This is a genomic window from Pseudonocardia hispaniensis (assembly GCF_042658695.1).
GTDB lineage: Bacteria > Actinomycetota > Actinomycetes > Mycobacteriales > Pseudonocardiaceae > Pseudonocardia > Pseudonocardia hispaniensis.
In genome coordinates, this window is the sequence record NZ_JBHSQW010000001.1 from 57,424 (window position 1) to 84,245 (window position 26,822).

21 protein-coding genes and 1 tRNA gene are annotated in these 26,822 nt (G+C 69.1%); 17 read left to right on the forward strand and 5 right to left on the reverse strand.

Annotation, left to right across the window (positions count from 1 at the left end; genetic code table 11):
- Positions 1 to 42 precede the first annotated feature (42 nt).
- Positions 43 to 1,269 carry a pyridoxal phosphate-dependent aminotransferase gene (locus tag ACFQE5_RS00295; protein WP_379581411.1) on the reverse strand — a complete coding sequence of 409 codons (1,227 nt, stop codon included), beginning with the start codon at positions 1,267 to 1,269 and terminating at the stop codon, positions 43 to 45.
- A 192-nt stretch (positions 1,270 to 1,461) separates the two neighbouring features.
- On the opposite strand from ACFQE5_RS00295, the gene ACFQE5_RS00300 reads away from it, so the two are divergent.
- From ACFQE5_RS00300 to rplA, 5 genes are all read left to right on the forward strand, one after another.
- A tRNA-Trp gene (locus ACFQE5_RS00300) sits at positions 1,462 to 1,537 on the forward strand.
- A gap of 160 nt (positions 1,538 to 1,697) precedes the next feature.
- Positions 1,698 to 2,048 carry a preprotein translocase subunit SecE gene (gene secE / locus ACFQE5_RS00305; protein WP_379581413.1) on the forward strand — a complete coding sequence of 117 codons (351 nt, stop codon included), beginning with the start codon at positions 1,698 to 1,700 and terminating at the stop codon, positions 2,046 to 2,048.
- 49 nt (positions 2,049 to 2,097) lie between these two features.
- The gene (gene nusG, locus ACFQE5_RS00310) at positions 2,098 to 2,895 is read left to right on the forward strand and encodes a transcription termination/antitermination protein NusG (RefSeq protein WP_379581415.1); all 798 of its coding nucleotides are present in this window, start codon (positions 2,098 to 2,100) and stop codon (positions 2,893 to 2,895) included.
- A gap of 69 nt (positions 2,896 to 2,964) precedes the next feature.
- Positions 2,965 to 3,399 (forward strand): 50S ribosomal protein L11, encoded by a 435-nt coding sequence (gene rplK / locus ACFQE5_RS00315; RefSeq protein ID WP_379581417.1) that lies wholly within the window; start codon positions 2,965 to 2,967, stop codon positions 3,397 to 3,399.
- Positions 3,400 to 3,488: 89 nt separating this feature from the next.
- A complete protein-coding gene (rplA, locus tag ACFQE5_RS00320) occupies positions 3,489 to 4,211 on the forward strand; it encodes a 50S ribosomal protein L1 (protein ID WP_379581419.1) in 723 nt (240 codons plus the stop codon).
- Positions 4,212 to 4,247: 36 nt separating this feature from the next.
- Here rplA and ACFQE5_RS00325 read toward each other — a convergent pair whose 3' ends face one another.
- Complete coding sequence (locus tag ACFQE5_RS00325) at positions 4,248 to 5,354, reverse strand: CaiB/BaiF CoA transferase family protein (protein WP_379581796.1); 1,107 nt, start codon at positions 5,352 to 5,354, stop codon at positions 4,248 to 4,250.
- 72 nt (positions 5,355 to 5,426) lie between these two features.
- A complete protein-coding gene (yczR, locus tag ACFQE5_RS00330) occupies positions 5,427 to 6,947 on the reverse strand; it encodes a MocR-like transcription factor YczR (protein WP_379581421.1) in 1,521 nt (506 codons plus the stop codon).
- Between the two features lie 691 nt (positions 6,948 to 7,638).
- Here yczR and rplJ point away from each other — a divergent pair.
- Positions 7,639 to 8,190, forward strand: a complete 552-nt coding sequence (gene rplJ, locus ACFQE5_RS00335; protein WP_379581423.1) for a 50S ribosomal protein L10 — start codon at positions 7,639 to 7,641, stop codon at positions 8,188 to 8,190.
- Positions 8,191 to 8,235: 45 nt separating this feature from the next.
- Positions 8,236 to 8,631 carry a 50S ribosomal protein L7/L12 gene (gene rplL, locus ACFQE5_RS00340; protein WP_379581425.1) on the forward strand — a complete coding sequence of 132 codons (396 nt, stop codon included), beginning with the start codon at positions 8,236 to 8,238 and terminating at the stop codon, positions 8,629 to 8,631.
- A gap of 81 nt (positions 8,632 to 8,712) precedes the next feature.
- Here rplL and ACFQE5_RS00345 read toward each other — a convergent pair whose 3' ends face one another.
- Positions 8,713 to 10,374 carry a class I adenylate-forming enzyme family protein gene (locus ACFQE5_RS00345; RefSeq protein ID WP_379581427.1) on the reverse strand — a complete coding sequence of 554 codons (1,662 nt, stop codon included), beginning with the start codon at positions 10,372 to 10,374 and terminating at the stop codon, positions 8,713 to 8,715.
- Positions 10,375 to 10,391: 17 nt separating this feature from the next.
- Positions 10,392 to 11,360, reverse strand: coding sequence for a cyclase family protein (locus ACFQE5_RS00350; protein ID WP_379581429.1), 969 nt, complete (start codon positions 11,358 to 11,360; stop codon positions 10,392 to 10,394).
- Between the two features lie 649 nt (positions 11,361 to 12,009).
- On the opposite strand from ACFQE5_RS00350, the gene rpoB reads away from it, so the two are divergent.
- The 10 genes from rpoB (at position 12,010) to rplW (ending at position 26,817) form a co-directional block, all read left to right on the forward strand.
- Entirely contained in the window at positions 12,010 to 15,525 is a 3,516-nt protein-coding gene (gene rpoB, locus ACFQE5_RS00355) for a DNA-directed RNA polymerase subunit beta (RefSeq protein ID WP_379581431.1), read from the forward strand.
- A gap of 69 nt (positions 15,526 to 15,594) precedes the next feature.
- Positions 15,595 to 19,497 carry a DNA-directed RNA polymerase subunit beta' gene (locus tag ACFQE5_RS00360; RefSeq protein WP_379581433.1) on the forward strand — a complete coding sequence of 1,301 codons (3,903 nt, stop codon included), beginning with the start codon at positions 15,595 to 15,597 and terminating at the stop codon, positions 19,495 to 19,497.
- A 659-nt stretch (positions 19,498 to 20,156) separates the two neighbouring features.
- Positions 20,157 to 20,531, forward strand: coding sequence for a 30S ribosomal protein S12 (gene rpsL, locus ACFQE5_RS00365; RefSeq protein WP_028929160.1), 375 nt, complete (start codon positions 20,157 to 20,159; stop codon positions 20,529 to 20,531).
- Entirely contained in the window at positions 20,531 to 21,001 is a 471-nt protein-coding gene (gene rpsG, locus ACFQE5_RS00370) for a 30S ribosomal protein S7 (RefSeq protein ID WP_379581436.1), read from the forward strand. Before rpsL ends, rpsG begins: the two co-directional genes overlap by 1 nt.
- Before the next feature lie 43 nt (positions 21,002 to 21,044).
- Positions 21,045 to 23,144, forward strand: coding sequence for an elongation factor G (fusA, locus tag ACFQE5_RS00375; RefSeq protein WP_379581438.1), 2,100 nt, complete (start codon positions 21,045 to 21,047; stop codon positions 23,142 to 23,144).
- A gap of 120 nt (positions 23,145 to 23,264) precedes the next feature.
- On the forward strand, positions 23,265 to 24,458 hold the full coding sequence (gene tuf / locus ACFQE5_RS00380; RefSeq protein ID WP_379581440.1) for an elongation factor Tu: 1,194 nt from the start codon (positions 23,265 to 23,267) through the stop codon (positions 24,456 to 24,458).
- Between the two features lie 365 nt (positions 24,459 to 24,823).
- Entirely contained in the window at positions 24,824 to 25,129 is a 306-nt protein-coding gene (gene rpsJ, locus ACFQE5_RS00385; protein ID WP_003938093.1) for a 30S ribosomal protein S10, read from the forward strand.
- A gap of 13 nt (positions 25,130 to 25,142) precedes the next feature.
- Positions 25,143 to 25,817, forward strand: coding sequence for a 50S ribosomal protein L3 (gene rplC, locus ACFQE5_RS00390; RefSeq protein ID WP_379581442.1), 675 nt, complete (start codon positions 25,143 to 25,145; stop codon positions 25,815 to 25,817).
- Positions 25,814 to 26,521: a 50S ribosomal protein L4 gene (rplD, locus tag ACFQE5_RS00395; RefSeq protein ID WP_379581444.1), complete on the forward strand. Its 708-nt coding sequence runs from the start codon at positions 25,814 to 25,816 to the stop codon at positions 26,519 to 26,521. The genes rplC and rplD overlap by 4 nt, the downstream gene beginning before the upstream one ends.
- Positions 26,518 to 26,817, forward strand: a complete 300-nt coding sequence (rplW, locus tag ACFQE5_RS00400; RefSeq protein WP_379581446.1) for a 50S ribosomal protein L23 — start codon at positions 26,518 to 26,520, stop codon at positions 26,815 to 26,817. Before rplD ends, rplW begins: the two co-directional genes overlap by 4 nt.
- Positions 26,818 to 26,822 lie beyond the last annotated feature (5 nt).

Sequence of the window (26,822 nt, forward strand, 5' to 3'; positions counted from 1 at the left end):
GGACCGGGGCGAGCCCGAGCCGGCTCGCCCCGGTCCGGGCCGCTACTGCGCCTCGGCGAGCAGTTCGGCCATCCGGGCCACGCCGGTACGCAGGTCGTCGTCGCCCAGCGCATAGGACAGCCGGAAGAAGCCGGGGGTCCCGAAGGCCTCGCCCGGGACGACGGCGACCTCGGCGTGTTCGAGCACCGCGGCCGCCAACTCGACCGTGGTCTCCATCCGGGCGCCCCGGATCTGCTTGCCCAGCAGCCGGCGGACCGAGGGGTACACGTAGAAGGCCCCCCGCGGGGTCGGGCAGTGCACGCCCGGGATCGCCGAGAGCAGGTCGACGATGGTGCGCCTACGCCGGTCGAACGCGAGGCGCATCTGCGCCACGGCGTCGAGCGGACCCGACAGCGCTTCCAACGCGGCACGCTGCGCGACGTTGCAGACGTTCGACGACAGGTGGGACTGCAGGTTCGTCGCGGCCTTGACGACGTCGGAGGGCCCGGCCATCCAGCCCACCCGCCAGCCGGTCATCGCGTAGGTCTTCGCGACACCGTTGAGCACGACGCAGCGGTCGGCGATCTCCGGCACGACGACGGGCATCGAGACGGCCTCGGCGCCGTCGTAGACGAGGTGCTCGTAGATCTCGTCGGTGATCACCCAGATGCCGTTGTCGGCGGCCCAGCGTCCAACGGCCTCGGTGAGGGCGCGATCGGCCACCGATCCGGTCGGGTTGGACGGCGAGCACCACAGCAGCACCTTGGTCCGCTCGGTTCGGGCGGCCTCGAGCTGCTCGACGGAGGGCAGATAGTCGGCCTCGGGCTCGGTCTGCACGACGACGGGGACGCCACCGGCCAGCGCGATCGTCTCCGGATAGGTGGTCCAGTAGGGGGCGGGCAGGATGACCTCGTCACCCGGGTCGACGAGCGTGGCGAAGGCCTGGTAGACGGCCTGCTTGCCACCGTTGGTGATGAGCACCTGGCCCGCGGTGATCTCATAGCCGGAGTCGCGCCTGGTCTTGGCGGCGACGGCCTCGCGGAGCTCGGGAAGCCCGGCCGCGGGCGAGTAGCGATGGTTGCGGGGGTCCGCACAGGCGGCCGCCGCGGCGGCGACGATCGGCTCCGGGGTCGGGAAGTCGGGCTCGCCCGCGCCGAAGCCGATGACCGGCCTGCCCGCCGCCTTGAGCGCCTTGGCCTTCGCGTCGACGGCCAGCGTGGCTGACTCGGCGATACCACTGATGCGGGCCGAGATCCGGTTTCTGGTGTGGGTGGGCGAAGCGGTGGCCATGGGGTCATCCTTCCGCACCGGGCGGCGGTGCTCGGCAATGGGTTTGCCGAGGGTTTCCCGACCGGTTCCCGATGTGTGGGTGTGCGATTTCGGGTGTCGATGCGGGTGCCGTACACTCGGCGGAGCCGGGCGCATCCGACTGGTTCTGGTGCGCCCGCCCTGTGTCGGCCGAACAGGGCTCAAGGCTGGCTTAGGGGTGTAGCTCAATTGGCAGAGCAGCGGTCTCCAAAACCGCAGGTTGCAGGTTCAAGTCCTGTCACCCCTGCCACCGTGACATGCAGGGAGATCAGTAGGGACGGTGTGGACGAGCGGCGGGCAGCACACGCGCGCTGCTGAGCGGAGGAAACGGGTGTGAGTGAGCGGGCGAGCCCACCACCCGACGCGGCAGCGATGCGTACACGGCCGACGAGCGGCAGCGAGGAGATCCCGTGAGCGAGGAGCGCGAGCCGGGCCGGCTCGGGCGGGAGCGCCCGAGCACCGCGGCCGACCGGCGCGGGCGGCGTACCGTTCCGACATCCGCGATGGGCGGCGGGGTGGCCAAGGGCCGCCCCACACCGGCCCGGGCCACCACCCGCCCGGCGAAGGGCTCGCCGCTGGAGCGGATCAGGCGGTACCTGCGCGAGGTCGTCGCCGAGCTCCGCAAGGTGATCTGGCCGACACGCAACGAGATGGTGACCTACACCATCGTCGTGTTGATCTTCGTGTCGTTCATGGTCGCGCTGGTGGCACTGATGGACTTCGTGTTCGGGCAGGGCGTGATGTTCCTGTTTGGAACGTGATCCGGCCGCCGAGCGCGCGAAGCACGCAGACGAAGGAAGCGAGACGCAGGTGACCTCCTCAGAAGGCGGCCAGCGGCTGACCGACAGCGAGCTCGAGGCCGAGCAGGCCGACGAGGCCGCGATCGAGGCCGCGGCCGACCACAGCGACACCGGGACCGAGGACGTGTCCGCGCAGGAAACGGCCGAGGCCGAGGACGGCGGCACCGCCGAGGCCGGGGCGCCCGACGAGGATGAGGTCGACCCGGCCGAGGAACTGCGCGCCGCGCTGCGCCGTGCGCCCGGCGAATGGTATGTCGTCCACTCGTACGCGGGCTACGAGAACAAGGTCAAGACCAACCTCGAGACCCGGGTACAGACCCTGGGCGTCGAGGACTACGTCTATCAGGTCGAGGTGCCCACCGAAGAGGTCACCGAGATCAAGAACGGTCAGCGCAAGCAGGTGCAGCGCAAGGTGCTGCCCGGCTACATCCTCGTGCGCATGGAGCTGAACGACCAGTCGTGGGGCGCGGTGCGCAACACGCCGGGCGTCACCGGGTTCGTCGGCGCGACCTCGAAGCCGTCTCCGCTGAGCATCGACGACGTCGTCAAGTTCCTGGTGCCCAAGACCGAGCAACCGCGCAAGGACGTCGCGGGCAAGTCCGCCGCCGCGGCCGCCGCGGGCACGACGCCGGTCGAGGTCGACTTCGAGGTCGGCGAGTCCGTGACGGTGATGGACGGCCCATTCGCCACGCTGCCCGCGACGATCAGCGAGGTCAACGTCGACGGGCAGAAGCTCAAGGTGCTGGTCTCCATCTTCGGCCGGGAGACCCCGGTCGAGCTCACCTTCAGTCAGGTCTCGAAGATCTGACCCCGTTACCCGCGCCCGGCAGGCAGGTCCGCGGCGTACCCCCGAGCAGGGATCGAAGAGGAACACGACATGCCACCCAAGAAGCGGAAGCTGTCCGCGATCATCAAGCTCCAGATTCAGGCGGGGGCGGCCACCCCCGCCCCGCCGGTCGGCCCCGCGCTGGGTCAGCACGGCGTCAACATCATGGAGTTCTGCAAGGCCTACAACGCCGCCACGGAGGCGCAGCGCGGCAACGTGGTGCCGGTCGAGATCTCGGTGTACGAGGACCGCTCGTTCACCTTCGAGCTCAAGACCCCGCCCGCGGCCAAGCTGCTGCTCAAGGCGGCCGGCGTGGAGAAGGGCTCCGGTGAGCCGCACCGCAACAAGGTCGCCACGGTGACCATGGACCAGGTGCGGGAGATCGCCCAGACCAAGATGCAGGACCTCAATGCCAACGACCTCGACCAGGCCGCGAAGATCATCGCTGGCACCGCGCGGTCGATGGGGATCACCGTTTCGGGCTGAGGCGTCCGTACGCGTGGGAGAGCCGGGCGCGGCTCGAACCACGACCTGACCAGCGGTCCCGCCCAGGGGCCGCGGAACCGAGGACAGAGATGAAGCGCAGCAAGAACTACCGCAAGGCCGCCGAACTGGTCGACCGCGATCGGCTCTACAGCCCGCTCGAGGCCGCCGGACTGGCGAAGGAGACCGCCGCCCTCTCGAAGATGGACCCGACCGTCGAGGTCGCGATGCGCCTGGGCGTCGATCCGCGAAAGGCCGACCAGATGGTCCGCGGCACCGTGAACCTGCCGCACGGTACCGGAAAGACCGCGCGCGTGATCGTGTTCACCACCGGTGACAAGGCCGCCGAGGCCGAGGCGGCCGGGGCCGACGTGGTGGGCGCCGAGGACCTCATCGAGCGCATCCAGGGTGGCTGGCTCGAGTTCGACGCCGCGATCGCGACGCCGGACCAGATGGCCAAGGTCGGCCGGATCGCCCGGATCCTGGGCCCGCGCGGCCTGATGCCGAACCCGAAGACCGGCACGGTCACTCCGGACGTCGCCAAGGCGGTCGGGGACATCAAGGGCGGGAAGATCAACTTCCGGGTCGACAAGCAGGCGAACCTGCACCTGATCATCGGTAAGGCGTCGTTCGACACCACCAAGCTGGTGGAGAACTACGGTGCCGCGCTCGAGGAGATCCTGCGGGCCAAGCCGTCGGCGGCCAAGGGGCGGTACATCAAGAAGGTCACGATCTCCACGACCACCGGTCCGGGTATCCCGGTGGACCCGAACCGCACGCGAAACCTGCTCGTCGACGAGGCGCACGGCGCCTGAGTCACCCCGTGAGTGCGTAACAGTGTTAGAACACTGTTACGCACTCACGGGGCGGGACCACGTGCGGAGAATGTCGTCGAGGGTCTCCGTGGCGCCCGGCTGTGGCGGGACGGCCGCCGGTGTGCGGGAGAAGCGTGGGGCGGGCGCGGCCTGTGGCACCCCGTCCGGCGCGACGATCGTCGAGCGCGCGGCGAGCTGCGGATGCTGGGCGGCCTCGCCGAAGGCCAGCACCGGCGTCACACACGCGTCGGTGTCGGCGAACACCTCGGCCCACTCGTCGCGGGTCCGGGTGGCGAAGGCCTCGGCGAAGCGGGCGCGAATCGCCGGCCAGCCGTGCGGGTCCAGCTGCTCGGGCAGTTCGTCCGCGGCGATCCCGAGACCCACCAGGAGCTGGGCGTAGAACTGCGGCTCGATCGCGCCGACGGCCACGTGCCTGCCGTCGGCGCAGGTGTAGGTGTCGTAGAACGGGGCGGCGCCGTCGAGCAGGTTGCTGTCCGGTCGGTCGGTCCAGACCTTCTTGGCCAGCATCGACCAGATCATCTGGGTCAGCAGACTCGCGCCGTCGATCATCGCGGCGTCGACGACCTGACCCTGTCCGGAGCGCTCGGTCTCCCACAGTGCCGCGAGCACGCCGATGACCAGCAGCATCGAACCCCCGCCGAAATCACCGACCAGGTTGAGCGGGGGAACCGGGCGTTCCCCGGTGCGTCCGATGGCGTGCAGCGCGCCGGTGAGCGAGATGTAGTTGATGTCGTGGCCGGCCCGTGGGGCCAGCGGACCGTCCTGGCCCCATCCGGTCATCCGGGCGTACACCAGTCGGGGATTGCGGGCGTGGCAGTCGGTCGGGCCGACGCCCAGCCGCTCGGTGACGCCGGGTCGGTAGCCCTCGAGCAGCACGTCGGCGTGCTCGGCCAGGCGCAGCACGGTCTCGCGGCCCGCCGGGTCCTTGAGATCGGCGGCGACCCGGCGGCGACCGCGCAGCAGCGGGTCGACGGCCTCGGGGGAGCCGAGCGTCAGACCGCCCGGCCGATCGATGCGCACGACGTCGGCCCCGAGATCGGCCAGGATCATCGCCGCGTGTGGTCCGGGTCCGATCCCCGCCAGCTCGAGCACCCGAAGCCCTGCCAGTGGTCCGTTCCGCAGCGCCACCGCTACCTCCAACCGATCGACCGTTCATCGGACCTTAGGGCAGCGCGACCCCCGTCTCGGCATGACTCAGACCACGGCGACCGGTTCGGTCTCACCGGAGCCGGCCGTGGCGTCCAGGCCGTTCCAGGCCGTGGCCAGCCGCACCAGCGCGATGTCCATCCGCTCCCGGCGCAGCGTGTAGGGGAGTCGGAGAAACCGCTCGAACGCACCGTCGACGCCGAACCGGGGACCGGCGGCGAGCAGCACACCGCATCGGCGGGCGGCCGAGGTGAGCAGGCTGGACACGGGAGCGCCGAGATCGACCCACAGGCTCAGCCCACCGGTCGGACGGGACGGCCGCCAGCCGGGGAACAGCTCCTCGAGCCTGCTCAGGAGGTGATCGCGCGCCACGGTGAGCTCACCGTGGCGCGCGGTCCGGATGGAGTCGATGCCGTCGATCAGCCGGGCGGTGACGAGCTGGTCGAGGACCGCGCTGCCGAGGTCGAGAGCTGGGCGCAGCGCGCTGAGCCTGCGGATGATGGGCGCCGACGAGCGGATCCAGCCGATCCGCAGGCCGCCCCAGAAGATCTTGCTGGCCGAGCCGATGGTGAGGACGAGCGGTGAGTCCGCGGCCCCATGCGCCGCGACCGGCACCGGCGACGGTACCGAGAGCGACAGCTCGGCGAGGGTCTCGTCGACGACGAGCGGGGTGCTCGTCCGGCGAGTCAGCGCGACCAGACCGGCGCGGGTCTCGGGGTCCATGAGCGCGCCGGTGGGGTTGTGAAAGTCCGGGACGACGTAGGCCAGGCGCGGTGCGGTGTCCCGGACCGCCGCGGTCACCAGATCGAGGTCCCAGCCTCGGTCGGGGGTGAGCGCGACCGGTACGGCCCGCGCACCTCGGGCGCGGATCGCATCCAGGGCGTTGGGATAGGTCGGGTGTTCGACGAGTACGCGGTCGCCGGGCCCGCTCAGCGCGGTGAGCACGAGCGCGATGGCCTGCTGCGCACCCGCGGTGACGAGCACCTGGTCGGCGGTGGTGGGCAGGCCGCGGTCGGTGAACCGCTTCGCGATCGACGTCCGCAGCTCCGCCAGCCCGGACAGGTGGACCCCATGGCCGCCGAGGTGGCCGTCCAGCTCGGCCACCGCTGCGGCGGCCGCCGAGCGGATCTCGTCGGCGGATCCGGGCAGCGCGGCGTGCGCGAGATCGAACAGGGTGTCGTCGGCTGCCGGGGAGAACGGGGTGACCGCGGATGCCGCGACGGCGGCGGCCGTGGCCTGCGGCGCGGGCAGCCGGGTCCAGCTGCCCGCGCCGCGCCTGCTGTGCAGGAACCCGGTCGCGCGCAGCGCGTCGTAGGCGGTCGCCACGGTCGTGCGGCTGAGCTCCAGTGCGGCCGCCAGCTCGCGCTCGGCGGGCATCCGGGTCTGGAGGGGCAGCCTCCCGTCCAGCACGAGCAGCCTGATCCGGTCGGTCAGCGCTGCGGCGAGCCGTCGGCCCTCGGGCGCTCGCCAGTCGCCGAGCAGCCGCGCGAAGCTGTGCGCGCCGATGCGCCGCTCGATGCTGACGCCCGCGTCGGGGCCGACCTCGCTGCACTCCCGGAGGGGGTCCACCGGTCCACTCTCTCAGAATTGGCCATCGAAAATAGGGCCAATACTCGGCACGATCGGGTGGTGACGATGCCACCTTGGCTCCTGTTGGCGATCCTCATCGTGATCGCACTGGCCGCGCCGCGCTACGGCGCCGACACCCGCGACGGTGCCGACTGGACGGCTCGTCCTGGTCCTGCGGCATGTCCGCCGCCACGTCCGGTGCTTCAGCACACCGTGACCGGTGATCTCGTGCGCCTGGCGCGCGCTTGCCGCCGGGTGTTCAGGGGGCCGCGGCGGTCCTGATCCGGGCCCAGCCGAGTAGACCGCTCCGTGCCGGGGCACCGCGGGCTCGGGTCGTCACCGGTGCGCCCCATGATCGGCTCTTGGGAACCGGTAACCGCGATATCCGCGGGTCCCGGCGCCCAAATGCTGATCAAGAAGCAGGGGTGGCTGCCGGCGCCCCATGGCCGATGTCCCGGCCCCGCGGTCGCTGACGTATCCTCGACGCCGGTTCCACCGAAGACCGCAGGTCTGCACCGCCCGCCCGGGCGGTGCGCGAAGGTCCCGCCACGGCGGGCGGCCCGCGCAGGAGGACGAGGTCATCCGGGCCGTTGCGGGCCCGTTCCGCCCCGTGCGCTCCTGCGCCGGGGCGTTCGTCGTTCTCGGGGCCGGAGGCGGTGGTACCCGCACCGACACCGAGAGGAGGCAAGGGATGGCCCGACCCGACAAGGTCGAAGCGGTCGACGAGATCGCCGACCGTTTCCGGGGCGCGACCGCCTCGGTGGTCACCGAGTACCGCGGCCTCACCACGGCACAGCTCACCACGCTGCGTCGCGCGCTCGGCCCTGACACCACGTACCGCGTTGCCAAGAACACCCTGGTCAAGCGGGCGGCCAAGGATGCAGGAGTCGAGGGTCTCGACGCGCTGCTCACCGGCCCGACGGCCATCGCCTTCATGCAGGGCGAGCCCGTCGACGCGGCCAAGGCGCTGCGCGACTTCGCCAAGGACAACAAGGGCCTGGTGATCAAGGGCGGCTTCATGGACGGCCGCGCGCTGACCGTCGACGAGGTCAACCGGCTCGCCGACCTGGAGTCCCGCGAGGTTCTGCTGGCCAAGCTGGCCGGCGCGATGAAGGCCAACCTGAGCAAGGCCGCGGCGCTGTTCCAGGCGCCCGTGGCGCAGGTCGCCCGGCTCGCCCAGGCACTGGCGGACAAGCGCGAATCGGAGGGCGGCGCACCGGCCGCCGCGGACAGCGAGAGCTGACCACCACCACCCACATCACCCAGTCGCAGAGAAGAGAGGCCAACAATGGCGAAGCTGTCCACCGACGAGCTGCTCGAGGCGTTCAAGGACCTGACGCTGATCGAGCTGTCGGAGTTCGTGAAGAAGTTCGAGGAGACCTTCGAGGTCACCGCGGCCGCCCCGGTCGCCGTCGCAGCCGCGCCCGGTGCGGCCGCCGGTGCCGCCCCGGCCGAGGCCGCCGAGGAGAAGGACGAGTTCAACGTCGTCCTCGAGGCCGCAGGCGACAAGAAGATCCAGGTCATCAAGGTCGTCCGCGAGCTGGTGTCGGGCCTGGGCCTGAAGGAGGCCAAGGACCTGGTCGAGTCGGCTCCGAAGCCGATCCTGGAGGCCGTGGCCAAGGACGCCGCCGAGGCCGCCAAGACCAAGCTCGAGGAGGCCGGCGCCAAGGTCACCGTCAGCTGACCTCGCGCACCCGCGGCAGTACACGAGGGGCGGCACCCGATCGGGTGCCGCCCCTCGCGGCTGTGCGGGCCGCAGGTCCGCTCAGGCCTGCTCGCGGGCCCGCAGCTCGCGGCGCAGCAGCTTGCCGGTGACGGTCTTGGGAATCTCGTCGAGGAACTCGATCTGCCGCGGGTACTTGTAGGCGGCCATCCGTTCCTTGCAGAACGCGATGAGCTCCGGCTCGGTGGCGGTGCGGCCCGGCCGCAGGCTGACGAAGGCCTTGACGGTCTCGCCGCGGTACTCGTCGGGCACCCCGACCACGGCCGCCTCGCGGACCGCCTCGTGCTCGTAGAGCACGTCCTCGACCTCGCGCGGCCAGATCTTGTAGCCGCCGACGTTGATCTGGTCCTTCTTGCGGTCGACGATGTAGAACCAGCCGTGGGCGTCCATGTACCCGACGTCGCCGGTGTGCAGCGCGCCGCCCGGGATCGCGTTGGCGGTCTCGTCCGGTTTACCCCAGTACCCGGGAACGACCATCGGCCCGCTGGTGACGATCTCGCCGATCTGTCCGGCCGGGAGGTCGTGGCCGTCGTCGCCGACGACCCGCACCACCGTGTTGAAGATCGGCACCCCCACCGAGAGCGCCCCCGACGCTTCGTCCACCGGCGCCTCGGCGTGGAAGGGCACACCGTGGCTCGGCGAGGTGGTCTCGGTCAGCCCGTAGATGTTGTGGATGTACTGGCCGAACGCCGCGGAGAACGCCTTCACCGTCGACGGCGGGATCGGCGCCCCACCCGACCAGATCTTGGTCAGCGAGGTCAGGGCGTCCGGGTCGGCGTTCGGCGCGTTCATCAGCGCGATGAACACGGTGATCGACCCGACGGTGAACGTCGGCCGCTCCGAGCGGATGGTGTCGATCGCGACGGACGGCTCGAATCGGTGGAACAGCACCAGCGGGGCACCCAGCAGCAGCGAGATCGTGATGTGCGCGATCAGGCCGGTGATGTGGAACAGCGGGGCCACCCCGAGGATGACGTCCTCGTCACCCAGCCCGCACCACTGCCGGTAGGCCTGGGAGTTGAACACCACATTGCCGTGGGTGTTCATGGCACCCTTCGGCGGCCCCGTGGTTCCGGAGGTGTACGTGAGAATCGCCGTGTCGTCCGGGGTGAAGGACATCGGCGGCGGCCGGCGGCCACGGAACCGGCCGATCAGCTCCGTCATGTCGAGGGTGTGCCCGTCGCGAATGCGTTCCACCCCGGCGAACACCCGCTGGTCGTTGCGGGTCTGGTACTCCAGCTCGGAGGTCGTGATGACGGTCTGTACGTCGGTCCGGCCGACGACCGTCGCCGCGACGTCGCGGTGCAGGCTCTCGAGCGCGACCAGCACCCGTGCCCCGGAGTCGCGCAGCAGCAGTTCCAGCTCGCGCTCGCGGTTCATCGGGTTGATCGACACGGCGATCCCGCCGGCCTTCCAGGTCCCGACCAGCCCGATGACGAACTGCGGCACGTTCTGCAGGTACAGCGCCACGCGGTCACCGGGCGTGACCCCGCTGTCGAGCAGGCCGACCGCGAACGCGTCGGTCAGCTCATCGAGCTCGCGCAGCGTGATCCGCCCGTCGAAGTAACGGATGGCGTCCCCGTCGGGATTGCGGGCCACGGCCGCGGCGAACATCGCCAGCGCGTCGGTGAACTCAGGCGTGATCTCGTCGGGCTGCCCCTTGTCGTATATGCCCAGCCAGGGCTTGTCGTCGTAGATGGTCATGACCGTGTCCTCGCCGGTTACCGGATGGCGAGCGGGTTGACCGGCGCCCCGGTTCCCTTGACCACCTTGAGCGGCGCCGCCGCGTACAGGAAGCTCCACCGCCCGTCCGCGGCGCAGGCGTCGGCGAGGTCGTCGAGCCAGGCGATCTCGGTGAGCGCCACGCCGAGGTTGCGCATCAGCGCGCAGTGCAGCGGCAGCGCCACACCCGTCTCGGGTTCGTAGGTGACCTCGTTGGCGATGGTGTCGGTGACCAGGTTGGGGATCTCCCGGCTCTGGAACCACTCCACCAGCTCGCGGGAGTAGGTCAGCCCGGGCTCGTTGAACCCGTCGTAGAACTGTTCCTTGTCGTTGAGCTCGTACCAGTACCTCAAGAACCCGGTCCGGACGCACAGGATGTCGTGCGGCTCGATCTCCACGCCCTGGGCCTTGGCCGCGGCCTCCAGGTCGTTGTGGTCGAAGGTCTCGCCCTTGTCCAGCCAGTCCTTGCCGCGGTGGCGGGCCATGTCGATCAGCACCCCGCGCCCGACCACGCCCTTCTCGGCGATCGGCAGCACCGAGGCCTTCTCCATCCCCTCCACGGTGGTGCGCGCGTCGTAGCCGTTCCAGAGCTTGCCGTCGTACCAGACGTGGCCGAGGGCGTCGTACTGGGTGGAGCCCTGCAGGAAGATCAACGCGGTGTCGTCGGCGTAGTGCAGCCCGCCGGGGAACTGCGGCGCCCCTTCGCCGTCCCAGGTCGACTCGTCCAACACGTTCTGCCGCCTGATCCCCTCGCGGCCGGGCCACAGCGGGTCGCCCGGACCGTCGGTGCGACCCATCTGGATCTGCAGCGTGAACACCTCGCCCGACCTGATGTGCTGCACCCCGCGCAGCACCTCCCCGGGGTCGAGGTAGTTCAGGCAGCCCAGCTCGTCGTCCGGACCCCACTTGCCCCAGTTGCTCGGCGCATCCGCGCCCAGGAGATCCCGCATGGCAGGAGCGTCGGACATCGTCGTCCTCCTCGGGTCGATGATTCATGCGACTGCTTGATCGTTGTTCTGCCACTCCTGGCGTGTCAAGGACGGCTGACGAGTCCGCTCGACATGCCGCCGACCTCCGGTTCCCGGGGGTGATGGGTGCGGCACTACGGGTGATCGGTACGATCCGGCACGGTCGGCACGGCGACGGATGGCGCGAGTCCCGGCGTCCGGGTGAACGGGTCGTCGCGGCTGCCGGGGTCTGGGTGTCGCCGGAGCGCTCCGCGTTGCCTGCCTCCGAGGGACCATTACCGGTCGTCCTTCGAAACAGACCACTTATCGACGCGTAGAGTCTTGACTCACTGCGCCGCGCAGGTCACTCTTAGATCTCTGATGGTTACCTTGGTGACCTGTCTCGACAGCGGCTGCGATTGCGGCTAGACTGGCTCTTTGCGCTGCCTTCGTCCAGGTACTGCGCGCGCCGCCGGAAACCCGACCCGGAAGGTCTGGCCGCGAGCGTGGGCCCTGGCTGTCGGCTGCGCCACGACAACAGACGGCGTGCACCAGATCCAGGCAGCTCGACGGCCGCCGCCCGGCCTCCCACTCCGGGCGATCCGACCAGACGGTAGCGCGAAGGACGGGGTGCCGCCAGACGAGAGCGTAGTTCTCGGAAGGACGCATCTTGGCTGTCTCCCGCGCCACCGTGACCACTGCGACCCCCGCCTCCGCTGTTTCGGCGAACCCGAACTTCCCGGGTGCACCGACCCGCGTCTCGTTCGCGAAGATCCGCGAGCCGTTGGAGGTGCCCGACCTCCTCGATCTGCAGATCCAGTCCTTCCAGTGGCTGATCGGTGACGAGGCCTGGTTCCAGCGGCGGATCGACGCCGGTGACGACGATCCCGTCGGTGGCCTCGAGGAGATCCTGGCGGAGATCTCCCCGATCGAAGACTTCTCCGGCTCCATGTCCCTGTCGTTCTCCGACCCTCGCTTCGACGACGTCAAGGCCTCCGTCGAGGAGTGCCGCGACAAGGACATGACCTACGCGGCCCCGCTGTTCGTCACCGCGGAGTTCACCAACAACACCACCGGCGAGATCAAGAGCCAGACGGTGTTCATGGGCGACTTCCCGATGATGACCAACAAGGGCACGTTCATCATCAACGGCACCGAGCGGGTCGTCGTCTCCCAGCTCGTCCGGTCGCCGGGCGTGTATTTCGACCACACGATCGACAAGACGACCGAGAAGGACGTCTACTCGGTCAAGATCATCCCGAGTCGTGGCGCGTGGCTGGAGTTCGACGTCGACAAGCGGGACACCGTCGGCGTCCGGATCGACCGCAAGCGCCGCCAGCCGGTCACCGTGCTGCTCAAGGCGCTGGGCTGGACGGCCGAGCAGATCCAGGCCCGCTTCGGCTTCTCCGAAACGGTCCTCGCCACGCTGGAGAAGGACCACACCGCGGGCCAGGACGAGGCGCTGCTGGACATCTACCGCAAGCTGCGCCCGGGCGAACCGCCGACGCGCGAGAGCGCGCAGACCCTCCTGGAGAACCTGTTCTTCAAGGACAAGCGCTACGACCTCGCCAAGGTGGGCCGGTACAAGGCCAACAAGAAGCTCGGCCTCTCCATCGACACCTCGGTCGGCACGCTCACCGAGGAGGACATCGCGACCACGATCGAGTACCTCGTGCGGCTGCACGCGGGCGAGACCTCGATGACGGTGGGCGAGGGCGAGGACGCGGTCACGATCCCGGTCGAGACCGACGACATCGACCACTTCGGCAACCGCCGCCTGCGCACGGTCGGCGAGCTCATCCAGAACCAGGTCCGGGTCGGCCTGTCCCGGATGGAGCGGGTCGTCCGCGAGCGGATGACCACCCAGGACGTCGAGGCCATCACGCCGCAGACCCTGATCAACATCCGGCCGGTCGTGGCCGCGATCAAGGAGTTCTTCGGCACCTCGCAGCTGTCGCAGTTCATGGACCAGCACAACCCGCTGGCCGGGCTGACCCACAAGCGCAGGCTGTCCGCGCTCGGCCCCGGTGGACTGTCCCGCGAGCGCGCGGGCTTCGAGGTCCGCGACGTGCACACCAGCCACTACGGCCGGATGTGCCCGATCGAGACCCCGGAGGGTCCGAACATCGGCCTCATCGGGTCGCTGTCGACGTTCGCGCAGGTCAACCCCTTCGGCTTCATCCAGACGCCGTACCGCAAGGTCTCCGACGGCCGGGTCACCGAGCAGATCGACTATCTGACCGCCGATGAGGAGGACCGCTTCGTCATCGCGCAGGCCAACGCGCCGCTGACGGACGACGGGCACTTCCAGGAGGACCGGGTCCTGGTCCGGCGCAAGGGCGGCGAGGTCGACTACATCTCGCCGAGCGGCGTCGACTACATCGACGTCTCGCCGCGGCAGATGGTCTCGGTCGCGACCGCGCTCATCCCGTTCCTCGAGCACGACGACGCGAACCGCGCGCTGATGGGCGCCAACATGCAGCGCCAGGCCGTGCCGCTGCTGCGCAGCGAGGCGCCGCTGGTCGGCACCGGGATGGAGCTGCGGGCCGCGGTCGACGCCGGCGACGTGCTGGTGGCGGACAAGCCCGGTGTGGTCGAGGAGCTGTGCGCCGACTACATCACCGTGATGTCCGACGAGGGCGACCGGCAGACCTACCGGCTGAACAAGTTCCGCCGGTCCAACCAGGGCACCTGCAACAACCAGAAGCCCATCGTCGACGAGGGCCAGCGGGTCGAGGCGGGTCAGGTGCTCGCCGACGGGCCGTGCACCGAGAACGGCGAGATGGCGCTGGGTAAGAACCTGCTCGTGGCGATCATGCCGTGGGAGGGTCACAACTACGAGGACGCGATCATCCTCTCGCAGCGCCTTGTCCAGGACGACGTGCTGACGTCGATCCACATCGAGGAGCACGAGATCGACGCCCGCGACACCAAGCTGGGCGCCGAGGAGATCACCCGAGACATCCCGAACGTCTCCGAGGACGTCCTCGCCGACCTCGACGAGCGCGGCATCGTCCGCATCGGTGCCGAGGTCCAGCCCGGCGACATCCTGGTCGGCAAGGTCACGCCCAAGGGCGAGACGGAGCTGACCCCGGAGGAACGGCTGCTGCGTGCGATCTTCGGGGAGAAGGCGCGCGAGGTGCGCGACACGTCGCTGAAGGTCCCGCACGGGGAGAACGGCAAGGTCATCGGCATCCGGGTGTTCTCCCGTGACGACGAGGACGAGCTCGCCCCGGGCGTCAATGAGCTGGTGCGGGTCTACGTCGCGCAGAAGCGCAAGATCTCCGACGGTGACAAGCTGGCGGGCCGTCACGGCAACAAGGGCGTCATCGGCAAGATCCTGCCCGTCGAGGACATGCCGTTCCTGCCGGACGGCACCCCGATCGACATCATCCTGAACACCCACGGGGTTCCGCGCCGGATGAACATCGGCCAGATCCTGGAGACCCACCTCGGCTGGATCGCCAAGTCGGGCTGGGAGATCGAGGGCAAGCCGGACTGGGCGTCGAAGCTGCCCGAGGAGCTCTACTCGGCGACCCCCGGTACGAACACCGCGGTGCCGGTCTTCGACGGCGCCCGGGAGAACGAGATCACCGGGCTGCTCGGCGCGACGCTGCCCAACCGGGACGGCGAGCGGATGGTCGGTGCGGACGGCAAGGCCACCCTGTTCGACGGGCGCTCCGGCGAGCCGTACCCGTTCCCGGTGGCGGTCGGCTACATGTACATCCTGAAGCTGGCTCACCTGGTCGACGACAAGATCCACGCACGGTCGACCGGCCCGTACTCGATGATCACCCAGCAGCCGCTCGGCGGTAAGGCCCAGTTCGGTGGCCAGCGCTTCGGGGAGATGGAGTGCTGGGCGATGCAGGCCTACGGCGCGGCCTACACCCTGCAGGAGCTGCTCACCATCAAGTCGGATGACGTGGTGGGCCGGGTGAAGGTCTACGAGGCCATCGTGAAGGGGGAGAACATCCCCGAGCCGGGCATCCCGGAGTCGTTCAAGGTACTGCTCAAGGAGCTGCAGTCGCTGTGCCTCAACGTCGAGGTGCTGTCCAGTGACGGTGCGGCCATCGAGATGCGCGACGCCGACGACGAGGACCTCGAGCGGGCCGCGGCGAACCTGGGCATCAACCTGTCCAGCCGCCCGGGTTCCGATTCGATCGGCGTCGACGATGTCGTCAACTGATGCCGGCTCCGTCCTGGTCACCACGTGACAACCGCTATTGATTCAACTTCGGGGAAACTGAGGACACACGTGCTCGACGTCAACTTCTTCGACGAGCTGCGCATCGGCCTGGCCACCGCCGACGACATCCGCCAGTGGTCCCACGGCGAGGTCAAGAAGCCCGAGACCATCAACTACCGGACGCTGAAGCCGGAGAAGGACGGGCTGTTCTGCGAGAAGATCTTCGGCCCCACCCGGGACTGGGAGTGCTACTGCGGCAAGTACAAGCGCGTCCGGTTCAAGGGCATCATCTGCGAGCGCTGCGGTGTGGAGGTCACGCGCGCCAAGGTGCGGCGCGAGCGGATGGGGCATATCGAGCTGGCCGCCCCGGTCACGCACATCTGGTACTTCAAGGGTGTGCCGAGCCGGCTGGGCTACCTGCTCGACCTGGCGCCGAAGGATCTAGAGAAGATCATTTACTTCGCCGCCTACGTGATCACGTCGGTGAACACGGAACTGCGGCACAACGACCTGACCACGCTCGAGAACGAGATGAGCGTGGAGCGCAAGCGGGTCGAGCAGCGTCGCGACACCGATGTGGAGGCCAGGGCCCAGAAGCTGGAGGCCGATCTGGCCGAGCTCGAGGCGGAGGGCGCCAAGAGCGACGTCCGTCGCAAGGTCAAGGAGGGCGGCGAGCGTGAGATGCGCCAGCTCCGCGACCGCGCCCAGCGCGAGCTCGACCGGCTCGACGAGATCTGGACGACCTTCACCAAGCTCGAGGTCCAGCAGCTGATCGCCGACGAGGGGCTCTACCGTGAGCTCTACGACCGCTACGGCGACTACTTCACCGGCGCCATGGGCGCCGAGGCGATCCAGACCCTGCTGCAGAACTTCGACATCGACGCCGAGGCCGAGAACCTGCGCGAGGTCATCCGCAGCGGCAAGGGGCAGAAGAAGCTGCGCGCGCTCAAGCGGCTCAAGGTCGTCGCGGCGTTCCAGGCCACCGGTAACTCGCCGATGGGCATGGTGCTCGACTGCGTTCCGGTCATCCCGCCGGACCTGCGCCCGATGGTGCAGCTCGACGGTGGTCGCTTCGCGACGAGCGACCTCAACGACCTGTACCGGCGGGTCATCAACCGCAACAACCGCCTCAAGCGGCTGATCGACCTCGGCGCGCCCGAGATCATCGTCAACAACGAGAAGCGGATGCTGCAGGAGGCCGTCGACGCGCTGTTCGACAACGGCCGCCGCGGACGTCCGGTGACCGGTCCGGGCAACCGCCCGCTCAAGTCGCTCTCGGATCTGCTCAAGGGCAAGCAGGGCCGGTTCCGCCAGAACCTGCTCGGCAAGCGCGTCGACTACTCCGGCCGTTCGGTCATCGTGGTCGGCCCGCAGCTCAAGCTGCACCAGTGCGGACTGCCCAAGCAGATGGCGCTGGAGCTGTTCAAGCCGTTCGTCATGAAGCGGCTGGTCGACCTCAACCACGCGCAGAACATCAAGTCCGCCAAGCGCATGGTCGAACGCGGCCGCTCGCAGGTGTGGGACGTGCTCGAGGAGGTCATCACCGAGCACCCGGTGCTGCTCAACCGCGCGCCGACGCTGCACCGGCTCGGCATCCAGGCGTTCGAGCCGCAGCTGGTCGAGGGCAAGGCCATCCAGCTGCACCCGCTGGTCTGCGAGGCGTTCAACGCCGACTTCGACGGTGACCAGATGGCGGTCCACCTGCCGCTGTCGGCCGAGGCCCAGGCCGAGGCCAGGGTGTTGATGCTCTCGAGCAACAACATCCTCTCGCCGGCGTCGGGCCGCCCGCTGGCGATGCCGCGGCTGGACATGGTCACGGGGCTGTTCCACCTGACCCGCGAGCGCTCCGGGGCCCCGGGCGAGGGACATTACTTCAGCTCGCCCGCCGAGGCGATCATGGCCTTCGACCGCAAGGTGCTCGATCTGCAGGCGAAGATCACGGTCCGGCTCGCCGACGTCGTGCCCGGCGTGGGCGTGACGCTCGCCGACGACGAGGCCTGGCGGGCCGAGACGACGCTGGGCCGGGTGCTGTTCAACGAGCTGCTGCCGCCGGACTACCCGTTCGTCAACGAGCCGCTGCCGAAGAAGCGCCAGGCGGCGATCATCAACGACCTGGCCGAGCGGTACACGATGACCGAGGTCGCCCAGGTCCTCGACCGGCTCAAGGACGCCGGCTTCTACTGGGCCACCCGCTCCGGCGTGACGCTGGCGATCGATGACGTCGTGGTCCCGCCGACCAAGCAGGAGATCCTCGACCAGTACGAGGCCAAGGCCGACCAGGTCAACAAGCGCTACCAGCGGGGCGCGCTGTCCCACCAGGAGCGCAACGACGAGATGGTCAAGATCTGGTCCCAGGCCTCCGAGGAGGTCGCCAGGGCCATGGAGGAGAACTTCCCCGAGGACAACCCGATCCCGACGATCGTGAAGTCGGGTGCCGCGGGCAACATGACCCAGGTCCGGCAGCTGGCCGGGATGCGGGGTCTGGTGGCCAACCCGAAGGGCGAGTACATCCCCCGTCCGATCAAGGCCAACTTCCGTGAGGGCCTGTCGGTGCTGGAGTACTTCATCTCCACGCACGGCACCCGCAAGGGTCTGGCGGACACCGCGCTGCGGACCGCGGACTCGGGCTACCTGACCCGGCGCCTCGTCGACGTCTCGCAGGACGTCATCGTTCGCGAGGTCGACTGCGGGACCGAGCGCTCCATCGTCATGCCGGTCACCGAGGACGCCGGCGATGGTTCGCTCATCCCGCATCGGTACCTGCGGACGTCGGTGTATGCGCGCTCGGCGGCCGAGGACGTCGTCGGGCCCGACGGCGAGTTCGTCGTCCGGCGTGGCGACGACCTGGGGGATCCGGCGCTCGATGCCCTGGTGGCGGCGGGCGTGCGGCAGATCAAGGTGCGCAGCGCGCTGACCTGCGCGTCGGCCACCGGTATCTGCGCCATGTGCTACGGCCGATCGATGGCCACCGGCAAGCTGGTGGATGTCGGCGAGGCCGTCGGCATCGTGGCCGCGCAGTCGATCGGCGAGCCCGGCACGCAGCTGACGATGCGTACCTTCCACACCGGTGGTGTGGCCGGTGACGACATCACGACCGGTCTGCCGCGTGTCCAGGAGCTGTTCGAGGCGCGTATCCCGCGCGGTAAGGCGCCCATCGCCGACGTCGATGGCCGGATCCGGATCGAGGACGGCGACCGCTTCTGGAAGATCACCCTCATCCCGGACGACGGCGGCGAGGAGATCGTCTACGACAAGCTGTCCAAGCGGCAGTGGCTGGCGATGACCACGGTCGACGGCCAGGAGCGTCCGCTGGCCGACGGTGACCATGTCCAGGTGGGCCAGCTCCTGCTGGAGGGCACCGCAGACCCGCACGAGGTGCTGCGCGTCATGGGCCCGCGCGAGGTGCAGCTGCACCTGGTGCGTGAGGTGCAGAAGGTGTACCGCACGCAGAGCGTGGACATCCACGACAAGCACATCGAGGTCATCGTCCGGCAGATGCTGCGCCGGGTGACGATCATCGACTCGGGCTCGACCGAGTTCCTGCCCGGTGCGCTGGCCGAGCGGGCCGAGTTCGAGGCGGAGAACCGGCGGGTGGTGGCCGAGGGCGGCGAGCCCGCCTCGGGTCGCCCGGTGCTGATGGGGATCACGAAGGCGTCGCTGGCGACGGAGTCGTGGCTGTCCGCGGCGTCGTTCCAGGAGACGACCCGGATCCTGACCGATGCCGCGATCAACGGTAAGCGCGACAAGCTTGTCGGGCTGAAGGAGAACGTGATCATCGGCAAGCTGATCCCGGCCGGTACGGGCATCAGCCGGTACCGCAACATCCAGGTGCAGCCCACCGAGGAGGCCCGCGCGGCCGCCTACGCCCTGCCGAGCTACGACGACGGGTACTACAGCCCCGACGTGTTCGGCACCGGGACCGGTGCGGCGGTTCCGCTGGACGACTACGACTTCGGGCGCGACTACCGCTAGCCGGTAGCGCCCGAGGTACGGCCCACGACGGGGCCGGTGACCGTTCTCCCGCGGCGGTCACCGGCCCCGTCGCTGGTTCCGGCCGGATCGGCCTCGTCTCTTCAGCCGGCTCAGCCCGGCCGATGATCGGCGTTCCGGCGCCGCGAACTGCGGTTTCCGCGGTGGAGCATTCCCAACCGTCGATCGTCATGACTCGGTCGGGCCAGGTCGTGAGGGCGACGTGGGCGGGGTCACGCAGCGCCTGTCGGGGAGCGACGCGGCTGCGGCGAGTGGACGTTGTTGCGCGGCGAACGGGCGAGTCGGCTTGCGAAGCGGATACGGGTGCGGCACCCTGCGCACAACGACCGGCATTGACCACGGACCCGTTTTGACCCCCTTGCCGCGGGGCGAGTACGCTGTGGTCTTGCGCTCGACCATGGTCGAGCCGATCCGTGTGCCTGTTGGTCACCGGCTCCGCGCGCCAGCGTCGAGCAGGTTCTCGCGGGCAGCGGGCCCCGGACTCGCTGCAGGGTTTGGTTTCTCGATCCTGACACGAGGCCCCCGGGTGCGACACGCCCGACCTCGGGTACGGGGGGCCGGTTTCCGCCGGTCGCTCGCCGAGTCTCCAGAGCACGAGATCAGTACAGCCGAGCAAGCCGACGGGAAGAAGTAAACGGTCCATGCCCACGATCCAGCAGCTGGTCCGCAAGGGCCGTCAGGACAAGGTCACCAAGACCAAGAGTGCCGCGCTCAAGGGGAGTCCTCAGCGCCGCGGGGTCTGCACGCGCGTGTACACCACGACGCCCAAGAAGCCGAACTCCGCGCTGCGCAAGGTGGCCCGCGTCCGGCTGACCAGTTTGATCGAGGTCACGGCCTACATCCCCGGTGAGGGGCACAACCTGCAGGAGCACTCTATCGTGCTCGTGCGCGGCGGCCGGGTGAAGGACCTCCCGGGTGTCCGCTACAAGATCGTCCGCGGGTCGCTGGACACCCAGGGCGTCAAGAACCGCAAGCAGGCGCGTAGCCGCTACGGCGCGAAGAAGGAGAAGAGCTGATGCCCCGCAAGGGTCCCGCCCCGAAGCGGCCGCTGGTCTCCGACCCGGTTTACGGCTCTCCGCTGGTCACCCAGCTGGTGAACAAGGTGCTCAAGGACGGCAAGCGCTCGCTCGCCGAGCGGATCGTCTACGCCGCTCTCGAGGGCACCCGGGAGAAGACCGGAACCGACCCGGTCGTGACGCTCAAGCGGGCGATGGACAACGTCAAGCCGGCCCTGGAGGTCCGCAGCCGCCGGGTCGGTGGCGCGACCTACCAGGTGCCGGTCGAGGTGCGTGCGCCGCGGCAGACCACCCTCGCGCTGCGGTGGCTGGTGACGTTCGCGGGGCAGCGCCGGGAGAAGACGATGGTCGAGCGGCTGATGAACGAGCTGCTCGACGCCAGCAACGGGCTGGGCGCGAGCGTCAAGCGGCGCGAGGACATGCACAAGATGGCGGAGTCCAACAAGGCCTTCGCCCACTACCGCTGGTGACGGGCCGACCGTCCGCGCCGACTGACTGGGGAGAGCGACAGACGTGGCACGGGACGTGCTGACGGACCTGGGCAAGGTTCGCAACATCGGCATCATGGCGCATATCGACGCCGGCAAGACCACCACCACCGAGCGGATCCTGTTCTACACGGGGATCAACTACAAGATCGGTGAGACGCACGACGGCTCCGCGACGATGGACTGGATGGAGGAGGAGCAGAAGCGCGGCATCACGATCACGTCCGCCGCGACGACCTGCTTCTGGAAAGACCACCAGATCAACATCATCGACACCCCGGGTCACGTGGACTTCACCGTCGAGGTGGAGCGGTCGTTGCGGGTGCTCGACGGTGCCGTCGCGGTCTTCGACGGCAAGGAGGGCGTCGAGCCCCAGTCCGAGCAGGTCTGGCGGCAGGCGACCAAGTACGACGTCCCGCGCATCTGCTTCGTCAACAAGATGGACAAGCTGGGCGCGGACTTCTACTTCACGTTGCGCACCATCGAGGAGCGCCTGGCCGCCCGGCCGCTGCCGCTGCAGCTGCCGATCGGCTCCGAGAGCGACTTCATCGGCGTGGTCGACCTCGTCGGGATGCGCGCGCTGACCTGGCGGGGCGAGGTCCAGAAGGGCGAGGACTACGCGGTCGAGGAGATCCCGGCCGAGCTGGCCGACCGGGTCGCCGAGTACCGGGAGAAGCTCATCGAGGCCGTCGCCGAGACCGATGACGCCCTGATGGAGGCCTACCTCGGCGGCGAGGAGCTCACCGTCGACCAGATCAAGCACGGCATCCGGAAGATCGTGAACGACCGGATCGCCTACCCGGTGCTGTGTGGCTCGGCGTTCAAGAACAAGGGCATCCAGCCGATGCTGGACGCGGTCATCGACTACCTGCCCTCGCCGCTGGACCTGCCGCCGGTCGCGGGCACGCTGCTGGACGGGGAGACCCCGGCCAACCGCGCACCCAGCAAGGACGAGCCGTTCTCGGGGCTGGCGTTCAAGATCGCTGCGCACCCGTTCTTCGGCAAGCTCACCTATGTCCGGGTCTACTCCGGCCGGGTCGCTGCCGGTACCCAGGTCCTCAACTCGACCAAGGACCGCAAGGAGCGCATCGGGAAGCTCTTCCAGATGCACGCCAACAAGGAGAACCCGGTCGACGAGGCCCAGGCCGGGCACATCTACGCGGTCATCGGCCTGAAGGACACGACCACGGGCGACACGCTGTGCGATGCGCAGGCGCCGATCGTCCTGGAGTCGATGACCTTCCCGGACCCGGTGATCGAGGTCGCGGTCGAGCCGAAGACGAAGGCCGACCAGGAGAAGCTCTCCACGGCGATCCAGAAGCTCGCCGAGGAGGACCCCACCTTCCAGGTCGCCCTCGACGAGGAGACCGGCCAGACGATCCTCAAGGGGATGGGTGAGCTCCACCTCGAGGTGCTCGTCCACCGGATGAAGAGCGACTTCAAGGTCGAGGCCAACATCGGAAAGCCGCAGGTCGCCTACCGGGAGACGATCCGGCGCACGGTGGAGAAGTTCGAGTACACGCACAAGAAGCAGACCGGCGGCTCGGGCCAGTTCGCCCGGGTGATCATCAAGCTGGAGCCGCTCGGCACCGCCGACGGTGCGCTGTACGAGTTCGACAACCAGGTCACCGGTGGCCGCATCCCGCGGGAGTACATTCCCTCGGTGGACGCCGGTGCCCAGGACGCCATGCAGTACGGCGTGCTGGCGGGCTACCCACTGGTCGGCCTGAAGGTGACGCTGCTCGATGGCCAGTACCACGAGGTGGACTCGTCGGAGATGGCCTTCAAGGTCGCCGGTTCGATGGCCCTGAAGGAGGCTGCGCGCAAGGCCGACCCGGCGCTGCTCGAGCCGATGATGGCCGTGGAGGTCACGACGCCCGAGGACTACATGGGCGACGTGATCGGCGACCTGAACTCCCGCCGCGGCCAGATTCAGGCCATGGAGGAGCGGGCCGGCGCCCGCGTCGTGAAGGCGCTGGTGCCGCTGTCGGAGATGTTCGGCTACGTCGGCGACCTGCGGTCGCGGACCCAGGGCCGGGCGAACTACACGATGGTCTTCGACTCGTACGCGGAGGTTCCGACCAACGTGGCCAAGGAGATCATCGCCAAGGCGACGGGCGAGTGAGCGGTGCTGGCCGCGGACCGGTAGGGTCCGCGGCCGTTCCGGCGACGGACCCCGCACGAATCACCAGACCTGCCGTCAGCACGGCGGACAAGAAGAACTGAAGTCCAGGAGGACCCTGCAGTGGCGAAGGCGAAGTTCGAGCGGACCAAGCCGCACGTCAACATCGGCACGATTGGTCACATCGACCACGGCAAGACCACGCTGACGGCGGCCATCACCAAGGTTCTGCACGACAAGTACCCGAACCTGAACGAGGCGTCGGCATTCGACATGATCGACAAGGCGCCGGAGGAGCGCCAGCGCGGCATCACGATCTCGATCTCGCACGTCGAGTACCAGACCGAGAAGCGGCACTACGCGCACGTCGACTGCCCCGGCCACGCCGACTACATCAAGAACATGATCACCGGTGCGGCGCAGATGGACGGCGCCATCCTGGTGGTCGCCGCGACCGACGGCCCGATGCCGCAGACCCGCGAGCACGTGCTGCTCGCCCGTCAGGTCGGCGTGCCCTACATCGTGGTCGCGCTGAACAAGGCCGACATGGTCGACGACGAGGAGATCCTCGAGCTCGTCGAGCTCGAGGTCCGCGAGCTGCTGTCGTCCCAGGAGTACCCGGGTGACGACCTGCCGATCGTGCGCGTCTCCGCGCTGAAGGCCCTCGAGGGCGACGCCGAGTGGGGCGCCAAGCTGCTCGAGCTGATGGACGCGGTCGACGGGTCGATCCCGGAGCCGGTCCGCGACACCGACAAGCCGTTCCTCATGCCCGTCGAGGACGTCTTCACGATCACCGGCCGCGGCACCGTGGTCACCGGCCGCATCGAGCGCGGTGTGGTCAAGGTGAACGAGGAGGTCGAGATCGTCGGCATCCGCGACAAGTCGCAGAAGACCACCGTCACCGGGGTCGAGATGTTCCGCAAGATCCTCGACGAGGGCCGTGCGGGTGAGAACGTCGGTCTGCTGCTGCGCGGTATCAAGCGCGAGGACGTCGAGCGCGGCCAGGTCGTGGTGAAGCCGGGTTCGATCACCCCGCACACCGAGTTCGAGGGCCAGGTCTACATCCTGTCCAAGGACGAGGGCGGTCGGCACACGCCGTTCTTCAACAACTACCGTCCGCAGTTCTACTTCCGGACGACGGACGTGACGGGCGTCGTGACGCTGCCCAGCGGCACCGAGATGGTGATGCCCGGTGACAACACCTCGATGAGCGTTCAGCTGATTCAGCCGATCGCCATGGAGGAGGGCCTGCAGTTCGCCATCCGCGAGGGTGGTCGGACCGTGGGCGCCGGCCAGGTCACCAAGATCATCAAGTAGCACCCCCGGTCGAGGACACCGCACGCCGGTGTGGCATCCTTGACGGGTTGCGCGTAGGACGCGGCGCGTGGGACCTCGGTCTCGCGCGCCGCGTCCGGCGCCAGCCCAGACCACCGCACCCCCCCAGGGGTACGTGACCTGGGGACCAGTGTGAGGTTCAAGCGCGACACGCCCGACCTCGTGGACCGGAGCCCGGCGACTGCAGACCTGTACGGCAGGGCGCGCGCCGGCCCCGGTGGCCGGAGGCCCCGCGGGCCACGTGGCCGGCGCCGCGGGAGTTCCCGGCGCGGTAGCCGGCGGAACGAGGACGGACGCCGGCGGGGCGGGTAAGACATAGCGGCAGAAGAAGAGGACGACCGACGACCATGGCGGGACAGAAGATCCGCATCAGGCTGAAGGCCTACGACCACGAGGCAATCGACGCGTCTGCTCGCAAGATCGTCGAGACGGTGACGCGTACCGGTGCCAGGGTCGTCGGGCCGGTGCCGCTGCCGACGGAGAAGAACGTCTACTGCGTCATCCGCTCGCCGCACAAGTACAAGGACTCGCGCGAGCACTTCGAGATGCGCACCCACAAGCGGCTGATCGACATTCTCGACCCGACGCCCAAGACGGTCGACGCGCTCATGCGCATCGACCTGCCGGCCAGCGTCGACGTGAACATCCAGTAGGGCTGACCACGCGATGACTGCATCGATTTCCAAGCAGACCAGGCAGATCACCGGGATTCTGGGCACCAAGCTCGGAATGACCCAGGTGTTCGACGAGAACAACCGGGTGGTGCCGGTCACCGTGGTCCAGGCCGGGCCGAACGTCGTGACCCAGATCCGCTCCCCGGAGAAGGACGGATACAGCGCCGTCCAGCTCGCCTACGGCGCGATCGACCCGCGCAAGGTGAACAAGCCCGAGACCGGCCACTTCGCCAAGGCGGGTGTCACGCCGCGTCGCTACACGGTCGAGCTGCGTACCTCGGACGCCGGCGACTACACCATCGGCCAGGAGATCACGGCTGAGGTGTTCGAGGCGGGCGCCACGGTCGACGTGGTCGGCACCAGCAAGGGCAAGGGCACCGCGGGCGTGATGAAGCGCCATGGCTTCGGTGGCCTGGGCGCCAGCCACGGCACCCAGCGCAAGCACCGGTCGCCGGGCTCGATCGGCGGCTGCGCGACGCCGGGCCGGGTCTTCAAGGGCCTTCGGATGGCCGGGCGGATGGGTGTCGCACGGGTGACGACCCAGAACCTGACCGTGCACCGGGTCGACGCCGAGCGCGGCCTGCTGCTGATCAAGGGCGCCGTCCCCGGGCCGCGCGGTGGTCTCGTCGTCGTGAAGACGGCTGCGAAGGGTGGTTCGGCGAAGTGACCAGTAGCAACGTCATCGAGATCAAGACCCCGGACGGCGCGTCGAGCGGAACCGTCGAGCTGCCCGCGTACGTCTTCGACGTGGCGGTGAACATCCCGCTGATGCACCAGGTCGTCGTGGCCCAGCAGGCGGCCGCGCGCCAAGGCACCCACGACACGAAGACCCGTGGTGAGGTCCGCGGCGGTGGCCGCAAGCCGTACCGGCAGAAGGGCACCGGTCGCGCCCGCCAGGGCTCGATCCGGGCGCCGCAGTTCACCGGCGGCGGGGTCGTGCACGGGCCGACGCCGCGCGACTACTCGCAGCGGACCCCGAAGAAGATGAAGGCCGCGGCCCTTCGCGGAGCCCTCTCCGACCGGGCCCGCGCCGGCCAGGTGCATGTCCTGTCCGGGATCGTCGCCGGGGACACCCCGTCCACCAAGGCCGCGCGCAAGGTGATCGAGAACGTGGTGACCTCCGAGCGCACCCGGGTGCTGGCGGTCGTCGGCCGCGAGGACACGGTCAACCTGCTGAGCCTGCGCAACCTGCCGAACGTGCACCTGATCGCGCCCGACCAGCTGAACACCTACGACGTGCTCGTCAACGACGTCGTGCTGTTCACCGCGGACGCGCTGAACACGTTCCTGGCCAGCCCGGTGGCCCAGCCGAAGCCGAGCAGGCGCGACGCCGGCGCTGACGCTGTGTCCGGTGAGGAGGAAGGCAAGTGATCCCCGACCCGCGCGACGTGCTGCTCGCACCGGTCGTCTCGGAGAAGAGTTACGGGCTGCTCGAGGAGCGGCAGTACACCTTCCTCGTCCGGCCCGACGCGAACAAGACAGAGATCAAGATCGCCGTGGAGAAGGTGTTCGGGGTCAAGGTGCTCAGCGTCAACACGCTGAACCGCCCGGGCAAGCGCAAGCGCTCCCGCACCGGCTACGGCAAGCGCAAGGACACCAAGCGCGCGATCGTCACGCTTTCCGCGGAGAGCCGGCCGATCGACGTGTTCGGCGGCCCGGCGAGCTGAGGGAG

Bases quoted from the DNA above. Each gene is read 5' to 3' on its own strand.
- ACFQE5_RS00350 (WP_379581429.1), bottom strand. From the start codon at position 11,360: ATGTCCGACGCTCCTGCCATGCGGGATCTCCTGGGCGCGGATGCGCCG.
- rplJ (WP_379581423.1), top strand. From the start codon at position 7,639: ATGGCCCGACCCGACAAGGTCGAAGCGGTCGACGAGATCGCCGACCGT.
- ACFQE5_RS00345 (WP_379581427.1), bottom strand. From the start codon at position 10,374: ATGACCATCTACGACGACAAGCCCTGGCTGGGCATATACGACAAGGGG.
- rpsG (WP_379581436.1), top strand. From the start codon at position 20,531: ATGCCCCGCAAGGGTCCCGCCCCGAAGCGGCCGCTGGTCTCCGACCCG.
- rplL (WP_379581425.1), top strand. From the start codon at position 8,236: ATGGCGAAGCTGTCCACCGACGAGCTGCTCGAGGCGTTCAAGGACCTG.
- ACFQE5_RS00295 (WP_379581411.1), bottom strand. From the start codon at position 1,269: ATGGCCACCGCTTCGCCCACCCACACCAGAAACCGGATCTCGGCCCGC.
- rpsL (WP_028929160.1), top strand. From the start codon at position 20,157: ATGCCCACGATCCAGCAGCTGGTCCGCAAGGGCCGTCAGGACAAGGTC.
- rplC (WP_379581442.1), top strand. From the start codon at position 25,143: ATGACTGCATCGATTTCCAAGCAGACCAGGCAGATCACCGGGATTCTG.
- rplA (WP_379581419.1), top strand. From the start codon at position 3,489: ATGAAGCGCAGCAAGAACTACCGCAAGGCCGCCGAACTGGTCGACCGC.
- rplK (WP_379581417.1), top strand. From the start codon at position 2,965: ATGCCACCCAAGAAGCGGAAGCTGTCCGCGATCATCAAGCTCCAGATT.
- rpsJ (WP_003938093.1), top strand. From the start codon at position 24,824: ATGGCGGGACAGAAGATCCGCATCAGGCTGAAGGCCTACGACCACGAG.